Source organism: Devosia sp. Micro-HW1 (genome assembly GCF_056341075.1).
The window spans coordinates 834,219-852,287 of sequence record NZ_CP094375.1 but is presented as its reverse complement, the minus strand read 5'-3'; the positions used below and the strand labels follow the sequence as shown (position 1 = coordinate 852,287).

The 18,069-nt window shown below is 62.1% G+C and carries 22 protein-coding genes; 16 read left to right on the top strand and 6 right to left on the bottom strand.

Annotation, left to right across the window (positions count from 1 at the left end; all coding sequences use genetic code 11):
• The first annotated feature begins 2 nt into the window (after positions 1-2).
• From rpsE to MQW79_RS03900, 10 genes are all read left to right on the top strand, one after another.
• On the top strand, positions 3-536 hold the full coding sequence (rpsE, locus tag MQW79_RS03945; protein ID WP_476586954.1) for a 30S ribosomal protein S5: 534 nt from the start codon (positions 3-5) through the stop codon (positions 534-536).
• Positions 537-556: 20 nt separating this feature from the next.
• Positions 557-745, top strand: a complete 189-nt coding sequence (gene rpmD, locus MQW79_RS03940) for a 50S ribosomal protein L30 (RefSeq protein WP_198875325.1) — start codon at positions 557-559, stop codon at positions 743-745.
• A gap of 15 nt (positions 746-760) precedes the next feature.
• Complete coding sequence (rplO, locus tag MQW79_RS03935; protein ID WP_476586953.1) at positions 761-1,264, top strand: 50S ribosomal protein L15; 504 nt, start codon at positions 761-763, stop codon at positions 1,262-1,264.
• A 131-nt stretch (positions 1,265-1,395) separates the two neighbouring features.
• Positions 1,396-2,736: a preprotein translocase subunit SecY gene (gene secY, locus MQW79_RS03930; RefSeq protein ID WP_476586952.1), complete on the top strand. Its 1,341-nt coding sequence runs from the start codon at positions 1,396-1,398 to the stop codon at positions 2,734-2,736.
• Positions 2,733-3,302 (top strand): adenylate kinase, encoded by a 570-nt coding sequence (locus MQW79_RS03925; RefSeq protein WP_476586951.1) that lies wholly within the window; start codon positions 2,733-2,735, stop codon positions 3,300-3,302. The genes secY and MQW79_RS03925 overlap by 4 nt, the downstream gene beginning before the upstream one ends.
• A 172-nt stretch (positions 3,303-3,474) precedes the next feature.
• The gene (gene rpsM, locus MQW79_RS03920) at positions 3,475-3,843 is read left to right on the top strand and encodes a 30S ribosomal protein S13 (RefSeq protein WP_476586950.1); all 369 of its coding nucleotides are present in this window, start codon (positions 3,475-3,477) and stop codon (positions 3,841-3,843) included.
• A gap of 154 nt (positions 3,844-3,997) precedes the next feature.
• Positions 3,998-4,390 (top strand): 30S ribosomal protein S11, encoded by a 393-nt coding sequence (gene rpsK / locus MQW79_RS03915; protein WP_086469598.1) that lies wholly within the window; start codon positions 3,998-4,000, stop codon positions 4,388-4,390.
• Positions 4,391-4,489: 99 nt separating this feature from the next.
• Complete coding sequence (locus MQW79_RS03910) at positions 4,490-5,509, top strand: DNA-directed RNA polymerase subunit alpha (protein ID WP_198875330.1); 1,020 nt, start codon at positions 4,490-4,492, stop codon at positions 5,507-5,509.
• Between the two features lie 32 nt (positions 5,510-5,541).
• Positions 5,542-5,961, top strand: coding sequence for a 50S ribosomal protein L17 (gene rplQ / locus MQW79_RS03905; protein WP_476586949.1), 420 nt, complete (start codon positions 5,542-5,544; stop codon positions 5,959-5,961).
• A gap of 179 nt (positions 5,962-6,140) precedes the next feature.
• Positions 6,141-7,172 (top strand): NAD-dependent epimerase/dehydratase family protein, encoded by a 1,032-nt coding sequence (locus tag MQW79_RS03900; RefSeq protein WP_476586948.1) that lies wholly within the window; start codon positions 6,141-6,143, stop codon positions 7,170-7,172.
• Here the strand turns inward: MQW79_RS03900 and MQW79_RS03895 are convergent.
• Positions 7,153-7,698, bottom strand: a complete 546-nt coding sequence (locus MQW79_RS03895) for a P-loop NTPase family protein (RefSeq protein ID WP_476586947.1) — start codon at positions 7,696-7,698, stop codon at positions 7,153-7,155. The two genes, MQW79_RS03900 and MQW79_RS03895, sit on opposite strands and share 20 nt — an antisense overlap.
• Before the next feature lie 171 nt (positions 7,699-7,869).
• The gene (locus MQW79_RS03890) at positions 7,870-8,946 is read right to left on the bottom strand and encodes a type III PLP-dependent enzyme domain-containing protein (protein WP_476586946.1); all 1,077 of its coding nucleotides are present in this window, start codon (positions 8,944-8,946) and stop codon (positions 7,870-7,872) included.
• 347 nt (positions 8,947-9,293) lie between these two features.
• Here MQW79_RS03890 and MQW79_RS03885 point away from each other — a divergent pair, with 347 nt between their 5' ends.
• The 6 genes from MQW79_RS03885 to MQW79_RS03860 all read left to right on the top strand — a co-directional run bounded on the left by MQW79_RS03885 (position 9,294) and on the right by MQW79_RS03860 (position 15,019).
• A complete protein-coding gene (locus MQW79_RS03885) occupies positions 9,294-10,763 on the top strand; it encodes a Do family serine endopeptidase (RefSeq protein ID WP_476586945.1) in 1,470 nt (489 codons plus the stop codon).
• Positions 10,764-10,916: 153 nt separating this feature from the next.
• Positions 10,917-12,230: a replication-associated recombination protein A gene (locus MQW79_RS03880; protein WP_476586944.1), complete on the top strand. Its 1,314-nt coding sequence runs from the start codon at positions 10,917-10,919 to the stop codon at positions 12,228-12,230.
• Entirely contained in the window at positions 12,231-12,614 is a 384-nt protein-coding gene (gene crcB, locus MQW79_RS03875) for a fluoride efflux transporter CrcB (protein ID WP_476586943.1), read from the top strand.
• Complete coding sequence (locus MQW79_RS03870; RefSeq protein WP_476586942.1) at positions 12,611-13,600, top strand: RluA family pseudouridine synthase; 990 nt, start codon at positions 12,611-12,613, stop codon at positions 13,598-13,600. Before crcB ends, MQW79_RS03870 begins: the two co-directional genes overlap by 4 nt.
• A gap of 8 nt (positions 13,601-13,608) precedes the next feature.
• A complete protein-coding gene (locus MQW79_RS03865) occupies positions 13,609-14,271 on the top strand; it encodes an HAD-IA family hydrolase (protein ID WP_476586941.1) in 663 nt (220 codons plus the stop codon).
• Positions 14,264-15,019: an ATP12 family chaperone protein gene (locus MQW79_RS03860; RefSeq protein ID WP_476586940.1), complete on the top strand. Its 756-nt coding sequence runs from the start codon at positions 14,264-14,266 to the stop codon at positions 15,017-15,019. The genes MQW79_RS03865 and MQW79_RS03860 overlap by 8 nt, the downstream gene beginning before the upstream one ends.
• Positions 15,020-15,086: 67 nt before the next feature.
• Here MQW79_RS03860 and folK read toward each other — a convergent pair whose 3' ends face one another.
• From folK to cysW, 4 genes are all read right to left on the bottom strand, one after another.
• Positions 15,087-15,518: a 2-amino-4-hydroxy-6-hydroxymethyldihydropteridine diphosphokinase gene (gene folK, locus MQW79_RS03855; RefSeq protein ID WP_476586938.1), complete on the bottom strand. Its 432-nt coding sequence runs from the start codon at positions 15,516-15,518 to the stop codon at positions 15,087-15,089.
• Complete coding sequence (gene folB / locus MQW79_RS03850) at positions 15,518-15,901, bottom strand: dihydroneopterin aldolase (protein ID WP_476586937.1); 384 nt, start codon at positions 15,899-15,901, stop codon at positions 15,518-15,520. Before folB ends, folK begins: the two co-directional genes overlap by 1 nt.
• A 63-nt stretch (positions 15,902-15,964) precedes the next feature.
• On the bottom strand, positions 15,965-16,816 hold the full coding sequence (folP, locus tag MQW79_RS03845; protein ID WP_476586936.1) for a dihydropteroate synthase: 852 nt from the start codon (positions 16,814-16,816) through the stop codon (positions 15,965-15,967).
• Between the two features lie 279 nt (positions 16,817-17,095).
• Positions 17,096-17,908 carry a sulfate ABC transporter permease subunit CysW gene (gene cysW, locus MQW79_RS03840; RefSeq protein ID WP_476586935.1) on the bottom strand — a complete coding sequence of 271 codons (813 nt, stop codon included), beginning with the start codon at positions 17,906-17,908 and terminating at the stop codon, positions 17,096-17,098.
• Positions 17,909-18,069 lie beyond the last annotated feature (161 nt).

The following is an 18,069-nucleotide window of genomic DNA, read 5'->3' as shown; positions in this document are numbered from 1 at the left end:
TTATGAGCAGAGACGTTCAAGAACGCGAAAGCGAGTTCGTCGATCGCCTGGTCCACATCAATCGTGTGGCCAAGGTTGTGAAGGGCGGCAAGCGCTTTGGTTTCGCTGCCCTCGTCGTTGTCGGTGACCAGAAGGGTCGCGTCGGTTTCGGTCACGGCAAGGCCCGTGAAGTTCCCGAGGCAATCCGCAAGGCTACCGAGCAGGCCAAGCGCCAGATGATCCGCGTGCCGCTCCGCGACGCCCGTACGCTTCACCACGACATCACCGGCCGCCATGGCGCCGGCAAGGTCGTGCTGCGTGCAGCCGTTCCAGGTACCGGTATCATTGCCGGTGGTCCGATGCGTGCCGTGTTCGAAACGCTTGGCATCAACGACATCGTTGCCAAGTCGACCGGTACCTCGAACCCGTACAACATGGTCCGCGCCACGTTTGATGCCCTCAAGCGCGTCGACAGCCCCCGTTCGGTGGCTTCGCGTCGCGGCATCAAGGTTTCTGAACTCCAGGCTCGCCGCGGCGAGACTGCAGTCGAAGCCTGATAGGGCCCGGGAGAAGTACAATGGCTAAAGACAAGACCATCGTCGTCCAGCAGATCGGTTCGCCGATCCGCCGTGAAAAGAGCCAGCGCGCGACCCTTATCGGTCTCGGGCTCAACAAGATGAACAAGCAGCGTGAGCTGGTTGATACGCCCGAAGTTCGCGGCATGATCAACAAGATCCCGCACCTCGTCCGCGTCGTCGGCGAGTAAAGGAAGGTCGGATCAATGACTCGTTTGAACGAACTTCGTGACAATGCAGGTGCCAACAAGGTCCGCGTCCGTGTCGGCCGTGGTATCGGTTCGGGCGTCGGCAAGACCGGTGGCCGCGGTGGCAAGGGCCAGACGGCCCGCGCCGGTGTCGCGATCAACGGCTTTGAAGGCGGCCAGATGCCCCTTCACATGCGTATGCCGAAGCGCGGCTTCAATGCCTGGAACCCGAGCGACTTCAATGAAGTCCGCATCGACCGTATCCAGGCCTACATCGACAGCGGCAAGCTCGACATCAAGGGTGTCGTGGATGCTGCTGCCCTGGTGGCCGCTGGCGTTATCCGTCGTCCCAAGGACGGCGTGCGTCTGATCGGTTCCGAAGGCTTCTCGGCCAAGAAGGTTACCTTCAAGGTCGACTACGCAACCAAGGGTGCTGCTGCTGCCATCGAGGCGGCCGGTGGCAAGCTCGATCTGATCCCGGTCAAAGAGACCTGGAAGAAGACCCCCTACGCTGGCAAGTAACCTTGCCGTTGCGCACCCGGTCCCTGGGCCGGGTGCGCTCTTTTGGTTTGTTGCGTCTGGCCGGCACATATCTGATATATGCGTCTCCAGCGCTCCGAGCGCACCTGGCATCTAAGCCGTAGGAGCGGTATATGGCGTCCGCAGCCGAACAGCTGGCACGTAATCTCAGTTTCTCGACCTTTTCGAAGGCCAAGGCCCTTCAGCAGCGCATCTGGTTCACACTCGGAGCGCTGCTCGTTTATCGTTTGGGCACATTCATTCCGGTTCCCGGTATCGATCCCGACGCGTTCCGCGCGACTTTTGAACAGTCGCAGCAGGGCATCATCGGCATGTTCAACATGTTCTCCGGTGGCGCCGTCGAGCGTATGGCGATTTTCGCGCTGAACCTCATTCCCTACATTACCGCATCGATCGTTGTGCAGGTGATCTCGACCGCGTCGCCGCGTCTTGAGGCCCTGCGCAAGGAAGGTGGTGAGGCTGGTCGTCGCAAGATCAACCAGTACACCCGATACCTGGCGGTGGTCTTCTGCGTCGTGCAGGCCTATGGCATTGCGGTCGGTCTCGAAGGCAGCCAGGGCGTTGTGCTCAATCCCGGCTGGTTCTTCCGCATTTCGACCGTGATCACCCTCGTCGGTGGCACCATGTTCCTGATGTGGCTTGGCGAGCAGATTACCGCGCGTGGCGTCGGTAACGGCATTTCGCTGATCATTTTCGCCGGTATCGTGGCGAATCTGCCTGCGACTGTCGCTCAGACGCTCGAGCTGGCCCGCACAGGTGCCATCCCGGCCTTCGCGGGGCTCGGCATGCTGGTTCTGGCCCTCGTGGTGATTGCGGTCATCGTGTTCTTCGAACGCGCTCAGCGCCGCTTGCTGATCCAGTATCCAAAGCGCCAGGTCGGCAACAAGATGTTCCAGGGCGACACGTCGCACTTGCCGCTCAAGCTAAATACTGCCGGTGTTATCCCGGTGATTTTCGGTTCGTCGCTGCTGCTGCTGCCAGCCACTATTGCGTCGTTCGCGGCCCAGGGGAACGCCCCGGGCTGGCTGACGACCGTGACGGCTCTGCTCGGCCGCGGCCAGCCGCTCTATCTTGCGCTGTTCGCCTTCTTCATCATTTTCTTCGCCTTCTTCTACACGGCCATCGTGTTCAATCCGACCGAGACGGCAGACAATCTGAAGCGTTCCGGCGGCTTCATTCCGGGCATCCGTCCGGGTGAGCGCACCGCCCAGCACATCGACTACGTGCTAACCCGCATTACCGTTGTCGGGGCGATCTACCTGACGGTCGTTGCTCTGATCCCGGAAGTGCTGTTCAGCCAGTTGGCGGTGAGCCAGTTTATCGGCGGCACGTCGCTGCTGATCATGGTCACGGTGACGCTTGATACGATCACGCAGATCCAGAGCCACCTGGTGGCCCAGCAATATGAAGGGCTGCTGAAAAAGTCCCGTCTTGGAGGAGGCAAGCGTCGATGAGGTTGATCCTGCTGGGGCCCCCGGGGGCAGGAAAAGGTACTCAAGCGAAAATTCTGGTGGAAGCCTACGGCATTCCGCAACTTTCTACCGGTGATATCCTTCGCGCCGCCATTGCGGCCAAGACCCCGCTCGGGGTGGAGGCCAAGGCAATCGTTGACCGCGGCGACCTGGTGAGCGATGCCATCGTGAACGGCATTGTCTCCGAGCGTCTCGACGCCGAGGATTGCAAGCCAGGGTTCATCCTTGACGGCTTCCCGCGCACGATTGCACAGGCAGAAGCCCTGGATCGCATGCTGGCCGACAAGGGCATTGCCCTCGATGCTGTTATCGAGATCAAGGCGGACGCCGACGAACTGGTTCGCCGTGTTATCCAGCGCGGCAAGGAATCGGGTGGCGCCCGCGCCGACGACAATGAGGAAGTGCTTCGCAAGCGCCTCGGCGTCTATTCCGAGCAGACCGCGCCGCTGGTTGCGTATTACTCGGGCAGGGGATTGCTGAAGCCGGTCGACGGCATGGCGCCCGTAACCGAGGTTACCGCCGCCATCAAGGCTGCGCTCGGCAAGTAACAAGAGGCGGGCAGGGCTGTTGACTCGGCCTTGTCTTGTCCTTAAAGAACCGCACCAGTCTCAAGGATTATTGGGCTGGATTCGGTTTTCCCGTAGTTGGGGGTCGAAATCCGGTCCCTTGTTGTTTAAAGGCACCCGCCGCGATGGCGCGTGTGAATGAAGGAGAGCAGACGTGGCTCGTATTGCTGGCGTCAATATCCCGACGAACAAGCGCGTGGTTATCGCGCTGCAGTATATTCACGGGATCGGCGAGAAGTTCGCCAATGATATCACCGCCAAGGTCGGTATTCCGGCCGAGCGCCGCGTCAATGAACTGACGGACGCCGAAGTGATCCAGATCCGTGAAGCTATCGACCGCGACTATGTCGTGGAAGGTGATCTTCGCCGTAACGTTGCGATGAACATCAAGCGTCTGATGGATCTGGGCAACTACCGTGGCCTGCGTCACCGTCGTGGCCTGCCGGTCCGCGGTCAGCGCACCCACACCAACGCCCGCACCCGCAAGGGTCCGGCGAAGCCGATCGCCGGCAAGAAGAAGTAATCTGGCTCCGCGGTCGCGGAGACAGGATTTGAATTGGAAGTGGCGGGGCAAGCCTTTCGGGTGGCTCGAGAGAGTTGGCCCAGAAGACTTGATCCGCTTCTTCCGTGGTGGAGCTGCTGGTACTACGGCAGCGCCGATACCCTAGAGGATAGTAATGGCTAAGGCTGAAGTCGCACGCGTTCGTCGTAAGGAACGCAAGAATATCACTTCCGGCGTCGCACACGTGAACGCCTCCTTCAACAACACGATGATCACCATCGCCGACATGCAGGGCAACACGATTTCGTGGTCCTCGTCGGGCGTGATGGGCTTCAAGGGCTCGCGCAAGTCGACCCCGTATGCTGCCCAGGTTGCAGCTGAAGACGCTGCCAAGAAGGCCCAGGAACACGGCATGAAGACCCTCGAGGTCGAAGTTCGTGGTCCGGGTTCAGGCCGTGAATCGGCTCTGCGCGCTCTGCAGGCCGCCGGCTTCAACGTCACCTCGATCCGTGACGTTACGTCCATTCCGCACAATGGCTGCCGCCCGCGTAAGCGTCGCCGCGTCTAACGAGACGAATGGTTCACTCCCGGCCGATTGGATGGGTCGGGAGTCCTATTGTGTTTGCGGCGGAGCGGCCGCTGGCCGCTAAATTGAAAGGACAATACCGTGACGATCCAGAGGAACTGGCAGGAACTGATCAAGCCGACCAAGCTGGACATTGTTTCGGGCAGCGACAACGCGCGCGTGGCTTCGGTTGTTGCCGAGCCGCTTGAGCGCGGATACGGTCTTACCCTGGGCAATGCCCTGCGTCGTGTGCTGCTGTCGTCGCTTCAGGGCGCGGCTGTGACCGCGATCCAGATTGACGGCATCCTGCACGAATTCTCCTCGCTGCCCGGCGTGCGCGAGGATATCACCGACCTCGTTCTCAACGTCAAGGAAATCGCCCTGAAGATGGGTGGCGAAGGCCCGAAGCGCCTGACCCTCACCAAGCAGGGCCCTGCTGCCGTCACTGCTGGCGACATCAAGGTTTCCGGCGATATCGAAGTGCTGAACCCCGAGCTGGTCATCTGCCACCTCGACGACGGCGCCGAGATCAATATCGAGTTCACGGTCGATACCGGCAAGGGCTACGTCCCGGCCGAGAAGAACCGTCCCGAGGACGCCCCGATCGGCTATATCCCGGTTGATGCCCTGTTCTCGCCGGTTCGCCGCGTGAGCTACAAGGTCGACGCCACCCGTGCAGGTGAAAGCCTGGACAAGGACAAGCTGACCCTGAGCGTTGAAACCAATGGCGCGATCTCGCCGGAAGATGCCGTGGCCTATGCCGCTCGCATTCTCCAGGATCAGCTGTCGGTTTTCGTCAACTTCGAAGAGCCCACCAAGGAAAAGGCCCAGGACGCTGTCCCGGAACTCGCCTTCAACCCGGCGCTGCTCAAGAAGGTCGACGAGCTCGAACTGTCGGTGCGTTCGGCAAACTGCCTCAAGAACGACAACATCGTCTATATCGGCGACCTCATCCAGAAGACGGAAGCCGAGATGCTGCGGACTCCGAATTTCGGCCGCAAGTCGCTCAATGAAATCAAGGAAGTCCTGGCACAGATGGGGCTTCATCTCGGAATGGACGTCAACAACTGGCCCCCCGAGAATATCGATGACCTCGCAAAGCGCTACGAAGATCATTACTGATCCGGCGCTGACCAGACTTTAGGAGATAACCCATGCGCCACGCTTCCCGAGGCCGCAAGTTCAGCCGTACCGCTTCTCACCGCAAGGCCATGTTTGCCAACATGTCCGCTGCGCTGATCAAGCACGAACAGATCGTCACCACGCTTCCCAAGGCTAAGGACCTCCGTCCGATCGTCGAGAAGCTCATCACCCTGGGCAAGCGCGGCGACCTGCATGCCCGCCGTCAGGCCATCGCCCAGATTCGCGATGAAGCTCAGGTTGCCAAGCTCTTCGCAGTGCTCGGCCCGCGCTATGCCGAACGCCAGGGCGGTTACATCCGCATCCTCAAGGCCGGCTTCCGCTATGGCGACAACGCCCCGCTGGCCGTGATCGAGTTTGTCGATCGTGACGTCGATGCCAAGGGCCAGGACTCCGGTCCGGTCTTCACCCAGGACGAAGCCGAAGCGGCGTAAGTCTTGTAGGTGTGAATTTCAGGCGGCCCCGGGAAACCGGGGCCGCTTTTTCTTTTTGCGCGGTGCGCTGGGCATCTACTGCACCAATCCCGGGGAGGCTGCGGACATAGTTCCCGCCTGCGCCGGGATGACTTCGTGGTAGGCCGTGGTAAAAACTCCCCGGGGCAAGGAGGGATATCGTGGCCAGGATTCTCGTCACCGGCGCGTCCGGGTTTGTGGCCAAGCATGTCATTGGCGAGCTTTTGCGGGCCGGCTATGCCGTGCGGGGCACCGTTCGGGGGCAAGGCAAGGTCAAGGGGGTCTGGGCGGCTGTGGCGGCTCTGGCGCCCGGCTATGAGCCGCACCTGGAACTGGTCGAGGCGGATCTTCTCGATGATCGGGGCTGGGCCGAGGCCATGGAGGACATTTCGGCCGTCATGCATGTGGCGGCGACGATTGTCGCTGTCGAGCCCAAGGACCCGGAGACTGTGGTTCGGCCCGCTGTGGAAGGGACCGAGCGCGTTCTTCGGTTCGCCGATGCCGCCGGGATAAGGCGCGTCATCATGACCTCGTCCATTGCGACGGTTGGCTACGGTCTTGGGCATGAAACCGGTGTATGGCACTATTCCGAGACAGATTTCACCAATCTTGATGGCATGCGGCGGAGCTGGGCCTACTGCATCGGCAAGACGAGGGCAGAGCGGGCCGCCTGGGCGTTCGCCAAGGCCAAGGGCATGGGGCTCACCACAATTCATCCTGGCGCCATTCTCGGGCCGGCTACGGACCCGGAGACGTCGATTTCGCTGGGATTGGTCACCGGCCTGCTCGATGGATCGACGCCTGCAATGGCCAGGATCGGCTTTGCCATCAGCGATGTGCGTGATGTGGCGGCCATGCATCTGGCTGCATTGGAGGCGCCCGCGAGCGTCGGGCAGCGGTACCTCTGCACTGGCCCCTACATGACCTTTAGGCAGGTGGCTGACGTGCTCCGGAAGGCCTATCCGGATCATGCGGTGACGACCAGAACGGTGCCGGATTGGCTGATCCGTGTCATTTCCGTTCTGGGTGGCCCCACCCGCCAGATCATCAACGATGTCGGCAACGAGAAGCATTTCGATGGCAGCAAGGGTGAGGCCCTACTGGGACGGCCGTACCGGACCAACGAGGAAGCCATTCTGAGTGCCGCCGAGAGCGGGATCCGCTTTGGCCTCGTCAGGCCCAGGGTAAAGTGAGGTCCCACGCTGCATAGAGCGCATCCAGATCGCTCCGATTGCTGATCAGGACATGGGGCGGGCCCGACGATCGGGTCATCTCGTGGTACTTCCCGATGGAGTTGCGTGTGTGCCAAAGCCAGTGGATCATCTTCCAGTTTACGCGATCCTGGCCGCCCTCGAGCGCGCCGGCGCGTGTCTTCTGGAACATTGTGCGGGTGAAGTAGCGCCGGTAGCGCGTGGCCAGGCTGTCGCTCAGGACGATAATGCCGGTGGCGCGGGCCAGGCGCTGCGGCATGACCCGCGAATAAGAGCCGTCCACGATCCACGCTTCGGCGCGAATGGCCTCGTCATGCAGGGCGGCGAATTCGGCTTCCGGGCGAACTTCCCAATTGGTGTTCGGCCGGTGCTGGAGCTGGTCGAGGTGTATGGCTGGGATGCCAAGCCTGGCTGACAGCGCCACCGCGAGTGTCGATTTGCCTGAATTGCTAAGGCCAAGGACCATGATCCGGCGGCCGAGAACATGAAGGGGGAGTAGGTCTGTCATGCGGGCCCCTCAATTCCTCCCCCCACCGGGGAGAGGTGGCTCGGCGAAGCCGAGTCGGTGAGGGGGATGCTCCCGCGAGACCGACGCTCGCGGCAATATCCCCCTCATCCGGCGCAACGCGCCACCTTCTCCCTGATGGGAAAAAGAATGGACTGCGCTCGCCAGCGCAATTTACTCCGCCGGAGCCATATCCTTGCCGGTATAGACGTCTTCGACCCAGTACTGGTCGCGGCGGTCGAAGCCGTTGAACGGGGTCAGCGAAGCCTGGGTATAGGCACCCATCAGGCCGAACTCGATCCAGTCGTCCTCATCGATATCGGCTGGCAGGGTGAAGACCTGGGGCAGCACGTCATAGCTGTCGCAGGTGGGACCCCAGATGGTGAATTCGGAGAATTCCTGGTCATTGTCATGCACGCGCGGGCCGCGCCAGACGCGCACCGGCGGGGTGAAGTGCATGAACTTGACTTCCATCAGCGAGCCATAGGCGCCGTCATTGACATAGACCGACTGGCCGCCACGCTGGTGTTTGACGCGCAGGAGCAGCGAGGTCGAGGAGGTCACGAGGGCGCGCCCGGGCTCGATGATGAGTTCGGGCTTGTTCTTGTCGCCAAAATGGTCGGACACGGCCTGCGATATGGTCTCGAAATAATAGTCCATCGGCGGCGCTTCGCTGGTCGGATAGGGAGCAGGGTAGCCACCACCGATATTGAGGCGCTTGAGCTCGATGCCGCTCTCCTCGACAATGCGCGAGGCGGCCGCAATGTGGCGCTCATAGGCATAGGCATCTTCGCACTGCGAGCCGACATGGAAGCAGAGGCTGGGTGTATAGCCCATCTTCTCGACCGCGGTGACGATTTCGGCCGCGCCCTGTTCCATCACACCGAACTTGATGCCGAAGTCATAGGACTTCAGCGCCTTGCCGGCCTTGAAACGGGTGGTCACCTCGACGTCGCGCGAAGGCGACACCACGGCGGCGAGCTGGTCGAGTTGCTGCGGGTGGTCGATGGTGAAGCTGCGAACGCCGAACTCTTCATAAGCGCGCTCGATCTCGCGCTTGTTCTTGATTGGATTGTTGTAGTGCATGACGGCGCCGGGCGCGTAGTCGCGCACCAGCTCCATCTCAGTGTTGGAGGCCACGTCGAACGCCTTTAGGCCTTCCTTGTGCAGCTGCGCAATGATGTGCGGCGAGGGGTTGCACTTGACCGCATAGGTCAGCAGCCCGTCAAAGCCCTTCTTGAAAACCTTCACGGCCCTGTGGAACTCCTTCTCCGAAAAGAGGAAGGAGGGAAAGTCCGGCGCCTCTGCCGCGATCAGCGCGGAGGGTATTGGCGTAAACGGTCTTCGGCTCGTCATTGGACAACAGGCCTTTCGGGGCTGGAGAGTGAAGGAAACTCGCGGCGTTCAGGTCTTTCCGGTTCGTAAACGACGCGAAATTGAGCGCTGCATATAGGGCCGTGTGCCCCCTCACGCAAACGTTTATTTCGGCTGCAAACCAACAATGTCGAGGCGTCATTTTCATGACAGATTCCGGGCGTTGTGCTCGTGGCTCTTCGGGGCGATTATCTGCCTCGCATCCTGATTCCAAAGGTTGTGTCATGTCATTGCGAACGTTGGTGTTTTCGGTTGTTGCTTTGCTCGGTCTGGCAGGCGGCGGCATGGTGGCACTGGCGCCCTGGAATGGTACGGCGCCGGTTCTGGCGCAGGTCGAACCTGCACCCATTCCGGAAGTGCAACGCGTCGTTCCACAAAGCGATGCGGAAATAACGCTCAGTTTCGCGCCTATCGTGCGGGATGTTTCCCCCTCGGTGGTCAATGTCTATGCGACGCGGATCGAGCAGCAGGCGGTGTCGCCCTTTGCCAACGATCCTTTTTTCTCGCGCTTTTTTGGCGACAGGAACTTTCAGAGCCGTCCAAGGGAGTCGCGTTCGCTCGGCTCGGGCGTGATCGTGGACCCCGGCGGCGTCATTCTCACTAACCGCCATGTGATCGAGGGGGCGACCGATGTCCGCATCGCGCTCAGCGACGGGCGGGAATATGCGGTGGACGTCGTGATTGAGGACGAAGACACCGACCTCGCCGTGTTGCGCGTGCGCGACCCCGGCGGTGCGGAATTCGCGGCGATCCGCTTTGCCGACAGCGACGACCTGCTGGTGGGCGATCTGGTGCTGGCCATCGGCAACCCCTTCGGCGTGGGCCAGACCGTGACCAGCGGGATCGTCTCCGCGCTCGCCCGCACCGGTGTGGAGGCGACTGACTATGAGTTCTTCATCCAGACCGATGCGGCCATCAATCCGGGCAATTCCGGCGGCGCACTGGTCGATATGGCCGGGCGCCTTGTCGGCATCAACACGGCCATCTATTCGCAGACCGGCGGGTCGGTGGGTATCGGCTTTGCCATCCCGGCCAACATGGCCAGGCTGGTTGCCGAAGCCGGCGTGTCCGGCGGCACGATTGTGCGGCCGTGGTTCGGCGCAAAGTTGCAGGCCGTCAGCGCTGATATAGCGACCAGCCTGGGCATGACGGCTCCGCACGGTGCGCTGATTACCGAAACTGCACCTGGCGGTCCGGCCGAGCGGGCAGGGTTCCAGTCCGGTGACGTGATCCTGTCGATTGACGGGCAAAGGGTGGATGACCCTAGCGCCTTCAATTTCCGCCTGGCGACACGCGCCGTGGGCGATACGGCGCAATTGGAGCGGTTGCGGGGCGGGGCCACGGAGGTCGTTACGTTCCCTATCGAAACGGCCCCGCAGCCTGCAGCGGGTGCCGTAGCGAACATCGAAGGCAATTCCCGCTTTGCCGGCGCGACGGTGCGGCAATTCGATCCGGCCTTGGCTGAGAGCAAGGGGCTGCCCTATGACGCTCGCGGGGTGATCGTCACCGCCATTGCGCCCGGCTCGGAGGCCGAGGCCATGGGGCTCAACGTGGATGATGTCATCCTGGCGCTCAACGGCACCGAGATTACCGATGCTTCAGTGTTTTCGCAGTTGGCCAGCCAGCGGGTGCGGACTTGGCAGATCATCCTGCAAAGGGATGGTCGGGTCACGAGGGCGATCGTGAGCGGGTGAGTGACCCACAGAAGCCGGGAACTATCCACATCGTCACCACCCGGCTTGACCGGGTGGTCCATGCGCCGACAACTGGATTGCCCGGTCAAGCCGGGCAATGACGGTCAACTAGAGGCTAGTGCAGGAGCCAACCTCCTCTGCTATTCAGTGCGCATGTCCGATCTCTTCTCCGCCGACCCGTCCGAAACCGACAAGGCCCGCCCCCTGGCCGATCAATTGCGACCGCGCAACCTGGACGAGGTGATCGGGCAGACCCACCTCCTGGGCGAGGGCGGCACATTGCGGCGCATGCTGGCTTCCGGCCGGCTGGGCTCGTTGATCCTTTGGGGCCCGCCGGGCACTGGCAAGACCACGGTGGCGCGGCTCCTGGCCGACCAGATCGATTTTCGCTTCGAGCAGATATCGGCAATCTTTTCGGGCGTTGCCGATCTCAAGAAGGTCTTCGAGAAGGCGCGGTTCGAGCGCCTCTCTGGTCACCGCACCTTGCTGTTCGTCGACGAAATCCACCGCTTCAACCGCGCCCAGCAGGACAGCTTCCTGCCAGTGATGGAAGACGGCACCGTCGTGCTGGTGGGGGCGACGACAGAGAACCCGTCCTTCGAGCTCAATGCGGCGCTTCTCTCGCGCAGCCAGGTCCTGCGTTTCGAGTCTCTCAGCCGCGATGATCTGGCGAAGCTTCTTGAGCGGGCCGAGACCCTGCTTGGGTCGCGTCTGCCGCTCGATGACAGCGCCCGGGAAACTTTGCTCGGCCTTGCCGATGGCGATGGGCGCGCGCTGTTGGGCCTTGTGGAGGAGATTTTGGCGTCTGTGGGTCACGACGAGACCGTTGACGCTAACAGTCTGCTAACAATTGTGCAGCGCCGGGCGCCCATCTACGACAAGGCGCAGGACGGGCACTACAACCTGATTTCGGCCCTTCACAAGACCATCCGCGGCTCCGATCCCGACGCGGCGCTCTATTATTTCGCCCGCATGCTGGATGCCGGCGAGGACCCCCTTTTCCTGGCCAGGCGCTTGATCCGTATGGCTTCGGAGGACATTGGCCTCGCCGATCCGCAGGCCCTCCAGCTGGCCATTGCCGGTCGCGATGCCTATCAGATGCTTGGTTCGCCAGAGGGAGAGCTGTCGCTGGCGCAGGTCGTGGTTTACCTGGCGCTCGCGCCCAAGTCGAATGCCGTCTACACAGCCTACAAGGCCGCCGTTTCCGTCGCGAAATCAACGGGTTCGCCGATGCCGCCGATGGTCATTCTCAATGCTCCGACCAAGATGATGAAGGGGCAGGGCTATGGCGATGGGTATATCTATGACCACGATACGCCCGAGGCGTTTTCGGGCCAGGAGTACTTCCCGGAAAAGATCGGCCGTCAAGACTTCTACCATCCGGTGGAGCGCGGTTTCGAGCGCGACCTCAGGAAACGCATGGACTATTTCGCGCGCCTCAGGGCGGCCAAGCGGGGCGATGACTAGATGCAGGCCCTTGTTCTTGTTGGTCTGGGTGGAGCAATCGGGGCCGTAGCCCGCTACGGGGTCGGGGTGCTGATCGGGCGGTTCTGGGCGTCGAGCTTTCCGCTCGCGACGCTTCTGGTCAACATTGTCGGATCGGTCGCCATGGGTCTGTTGATCGGCATACTGGTGCGGACCCTGCCTGCGGCGGGGCAGGACATTCGCCTGTTTGCGGCTGTCGGTGTGCTGGGTGGGTTCACCACCTTTTCCTCCTTCTCGCTCGACACCATATCGATGATCGAGCGCGGCGAGCTGGCGCAGGCGGCGCTCTATGTCGGCTTGTCGGTTGTGGTTTGTCTCGCGGGCCTATATTGCGGGCTCCTGATTACGAGAGGCGGCATGGCATGAGCGGCGTTCAACATAGGGAAGTCACGGCGGATGACGATGGCATGCGCCTCGACCGCTGGTTTGCGCGGCATTTCCCGCAGGTGGGATTTGCGCGGCTGCAGAAGCTGATCCGCAATGGCGAGGTCAAGGTCGACAAGGCCAAGGTGCAGACCAGTACTCGCCTCAGCGAGGGCCAGATCGTCCGCGTGCCGCCGGTCGATGACCCCGACACGGTGCGCGCCTTCAAGGTGAACCCGGAAGAGGTGCGGTTTCTCAAGGACTTGATCCTCTACGAAGATGACGACCTCTATGTGTTCAACAAACCCCACGGCCTGGCCGTTCAGGGGGGTAGCGGCACCCTGCGGCACATGGATGGCCTCCTGAAGAACCTGCCCAACAAGGCTGGCGAAGCGCCGCGTCTGGTGCATCGTCTCGACCGCGATACGTCAGGCTGCCTTGTCGTGGCCAAGACCGCGGCGGCGGCAAAGCATTTTGGCTCGGTGTTCCGGTCGCGCTCGGCGCGCAAGATCTACTGGGCGGTAGTGGCGGGCAATCCGACACCGCGCCAAGGCGAGATTTCCTGCTTCCTGGCCAAGCAGGCGACCACCGACGGCGAGCAGATGGTGGTCGTTCGCAACGGGGCGCCGGGAGCCGTGCATTCGTTGAGCTATTATTCGACCACGGATACGGCCAGCCGCCGCTTTGCCTGGGTGACGCTGAAGCCGGTGACCGGCCGCACGCACCAGCTGCGCGTGCACATGGCCCAGCTCGGCACGCCGATCATCGACGATCCGCGCTATTTCAATATCGAGAACTGGATGCCGGCGCCGGGCCTGGGCGAGGGCCTGCACTTGCATGCCCGCCGCATCGTGCTGCCGCTGCGCAACGGAAAAAAGATCGATATTTCAGCGCCTTTGCCTCCGCATATGCGGCAGAGCTTCGAGGCTCTGGGTTTTGATGCCGACCGCTACGATGCCCAATCCAACGATCCGGAGGACGCGGCGTGAGGCTGGTCATGTTCGACATGGACGGCACGCTGATCGATACGCAGGCGCTGATTGCCGAACACATGGCGACGACCTTTGTCGAGGCGGGGCTGTCCGTGCCATCGCCGGCAGAATCGCGGCGCGTTATCGGGCTTTCGCTTCCGCAGGCACTGCTTCAATTGCTTGGGTCGCAAGACCTTGATCTGGCAAACACTTTGGCCGAACGCTACCGCGCACATTACCGCGCCTCGCTGCTCACCGCCGAGGGACGCGAGGGGCTGTTTCCCGGTGCCCGGGCGGCCCTGGACCTGTTGAAGGCGCAGCCCGATACGGTGCTGGGAATTGCCACCGGCAAAGGGCTCAGCGGCGTGCATCGGCTGACCGAACTGCATGGTATTGCCGGACATTTTTCGACACTGCAGACGCCGGACCACAATCCGTCCAAGCCCAACCCGGGCATGATGCTGCGCGCCATGGCCGAGATCGGGGCTGGGAAGCACGAGACTGTCATCATCGGCGACACCACGTTCGACATGGAGATGGGCAAGTCGGCCGGGACGAAAACGATCGGTGTAACATGGGGTTATCACCAGCCTGAGGAGTTGCGTGGGGCTGGCGCCGATATCCTCATCGACGATTATTCCGAACTGTCCGGCGCTATTGACCGCGTTCTGGAGGCAAAAAATGCGTGACCAGCTGGAAGACGCTCACAAGCACCAGGATGCTGGCTTTGGCCAGGCCCAGCACATCAACCAAGTCGAGTTGCCCAAGCGTTTCTATAAGGCGGTGGATGTGGCGCGGGGCGAAGATGGCTTTGTCATTACCCTCGATGGTCGGCCCTTGCGCACGCCGGGAAACAAGATTCCTGTGGTGTTGCCGGTGCTTAGCATAGCGCAGACGATGGCTGGGGAGTGGGCGGCGCAGGACAAGGTGGTCGACCCGGCCACCATGCCAATGACGCGGTTGATCAATTCGGCGCTGGAGAGCGGCGCGGCGATGGTGCCGGAGTTCCGGGCCGAGATCGGCAAGTTCGCCGGCAATGATCTTCTGCTCTATCGTGCTGATGCGCCTCACGAATTAGTCGCCGAACAGGAGCGCGTCTGGGATGACGTGCTGGTGAAGCTGGCGCGGAAATTCGATGTGGCTTTCCAGCCGACCATCGGAATTATCCATCAGCCTCAACCGGATAGCACGCTTGAGCGGCTCGATGCGGCCCTCGAGGGACAGTGGCTTCTGTCGCTTACAGCGCTCGTGTCGATCACCGGCCTGACAGGGTCTGGTCTGCTGGCAATTGCGTTGTTGTATCGGCTGGTTACACCCGACGAGGTGTGGACTGCAGCGCATGTCGACGAGGATCACCAGATCCGGTGTTGTGGGGTGAGGATGAAGAGGCCTCGGAGCGTCGGGCCAAGCGTCGTGTGGAGTTCGACACAGCCGTAGCGGTGGTCGACGCGCTGCGCTGATGGGGACGAATTTGCTAGCAGACTGCTAGCATTATCCGTGGCGTTCAGGGCCTTGAGGTAATCCAGTCGGCTGTTTCGGGCGAAATCTCGCGCAGGGGCTCGAGAACGAAGTCGCGCTCGTGGGCGAAGCGATGGGGCAGGATCAGCTTGGTCGTGTCCATTTCAACACGTTCATAGGCGATGATGTCGATGTCGATGAGGCGCGGCCCCCAGACCTCATGACGCACCCGGCCCATGTCGCGCTCGATGTCGAGACAGGCGTGGAGCAGGTCGATGGGCAGGAGTTCGGTTTCGACCGTTGCAGCCATATTGACAAAATCGGGCTGGTCGGTCTTGCCCCAGGCCTTGGTGCGGCTGACAGATGACTGCGCCGTGACGCTGATGTGTTCATGCGCGTCGAGTCGGCGGATGGCTTCGGCGAGCTGGGCGGGGGGATCGCCGATATTGGCGCCGAGGGAAAGCCAGGCACTGGCCATCAGGACGGCCGCACGCGATGGAGTTCGATGGCGGCCTCGCCGCGCACCATGGCAATGGGCGCCTCGGGCTTGCGGATGCGAACGATGATCCAGTCGATGTCGGAGAAGGCGTCGAACAGGGCGGTGGCGATGTTCTGGGCCAGTGCCTCGATGAGCCTGGTGCGCCTGGTCTCGAAGGTGGACTTCACCACGTCGTAGATATCCGCATAGGAGACGGTGTGGCCAATCTCGTCGGTATTGCCCGGCGCTGAGAGGTCAACGCCGCATTGCAGGTCGACGAAAAAGCGCTGACCGAGCTTTGCCTCTTCGTTGAAGAGGCCGTGATAGCCATAGAAGCCCAGGTCATTGAGGATGATGCGGTCGCCGGTAAAGGGGGCGGTCATGGGGCGCTACTCGCTTGAGGGACAGGGGTTCCCGATTTCGCGGGAATGACGCGGTGGATGGGCTCAGATGTCCGGCGGGTTATAGAGCGTTGCTTCGGCGACGCGAAGGGCGTCGCTGAGGGGGGCGACGTCGTGGACGCGGAAAATGTGACCGCCGCGCTCATAGCCCTGGACGTTGGTGGCGATGGTGCCTGCGAGGCGCTCGGCGGGCTGGTTGTCGAGCAGCCTGCCGATCATGGATTTGCGCGAGGTGCCGACCAGCATGGCATTCTCCGGGAAAGCGCGAGTCAATTCAGTCAGTTGCCGGAGGATGCTGTAATTCTGATTCAGGGTCTTGGTGAAACCAAAGCCTGGATCGAGAATGATGCTGGACGGGAGCAGGTCGGCCTTTTCGGCAAGAGCAAGGGTTGTTTCGAACCAGTTGACCATGGACGGGATAGGGTCCGTCTCTGGTGTCCAGGCGCGATCCCAGTGCATGGCGATGACGGGAGCCTGCATCACGGCCGCTATCTCGGCCATTTCGGCGGCGCCCTGCAGGCCATTGACGTCGTTGATGATGTCAGCCCCTGCTTCGAGAGCCTGATGGGCGACGAGGGGCTTCATCGTGTCGATGGAAATGGGGGCTGAAATTCCGGCGGCGCGGATAGCGTCGATGACTGGGATGACGCGGTCGAGCTCAAGTTGAACGGGCACGGGTTCGGAGCCGGGCCGGGTGCTCTCGCCGCCGATGTCGATGATGTCGGCGCCTTGTTCCAGCATGTAGCGCGCGTGGGACAGGGCGGCGTCGACCGCATTGTGGGCACCGCCATCGGAAAAGCTGTCTGGCGTGACGTTGAGAATGCCCATGATCAAGGCGTGCTGACCAAGGACCAAGGGAGGGCGGTGGCGCAGGGGGATGGTGTGGGCGGTGTGCATGGTGACTCCGATTGCAGCCCAGACTACGGACCGTCACCCTCGCTTGACCGAAGGAGGCTGCACTTCGACTAGCCGTTTAGGAAGTATAGAGCTCTCGGGTCAAGCCCTGCACCATCCGCGTGGGACGGTTCGAAGGGTGACGTCCGGGGCAAGGGACACATCTGGCGCTCTCACGCACCCCCATCTAGCTCTGCTACGGCCCGATGGGCCTAGTGACGCTGCCTCCCCCGTCAAGGGGGAGGTGAGGCAGGAGCCGGGTCGCCGCAGCGCGCGGAGGATTCAGCCGTGGCGGCGACTTTCCAGCATGGCTTTGAGGATCAGGGTCAGGACGGCGATCAGTGTCAGGGTTGAGGCGGCAGCAAAGGCGCCGGTGACGTTGAAGTCGTTGAACAGCAGGTTGATCTGCAGGGGCAGGGTGTTGGTCTGGCCACGGATGGCGCCGGAGACTACGGATACGGCGCCGAACTCGCCCATGACGCGGGCATTGGTAAGAACGGCGCCATAGACCATGGCCCAGGAAATATTGGGCAGGGTGACATACCAGAACATCTGCCAGCCATTGGCGCCCAGCGAGAGGGCGGCCTCCTCGTCTTCGGTGCCCTGTTGGCTCATCAGTGGAATCAGCTCGCGCGCTGCAAATGGCGCGGTGACGAAGAGGCTGACCATGACGATGGCGAGCGGGGTGAACATGACCTGGATTCCCAGGCCCTGGAGGGTGGGGCCAAGCAGGCCCTGGCCGCCATAGAGGAAGAGATAGACCACGCCGGCGACGATGGGGCTCATGGAGGCGGGCAACTCGATGAGGCTGATGAGCAGCTGCCGACCGCGGAAGCGGAAACGGGTGACGAGCCAGGCAAGGGCGGCGCCCACCACGATGTTGATCGGGACAACAATGATGGCGGTGGCGACTGTCAGCCAGATGGCGTGGAGCGTGTCGGGCGCCATGATATTGGCGAAATAGGCGCCAAGGCCTTCACGCAGGGCGAAAGCAAAAATCAGCGCCAGCGGCGTGACGAGCACGAAGATGGCGAGGATCGCGGCCAGTGCGATGAGGGCGATGGCGCCGGGAGAGAGGGTGGGACGGGTGGTCATTGGAGGAGCCTCGCAACGTCGGAGCGCACTCTCGCTGCCCCTCTCCCCTTGAGGGAGAGGGTGGATCGCGCGTCGCGCGAGACGGGTGAGGGGTGTTCTGCACGAACGCGGTGGTTCCCTAAGGATCGGTGACCCCTCATCCGCCCTTCGGGCACCTTCTC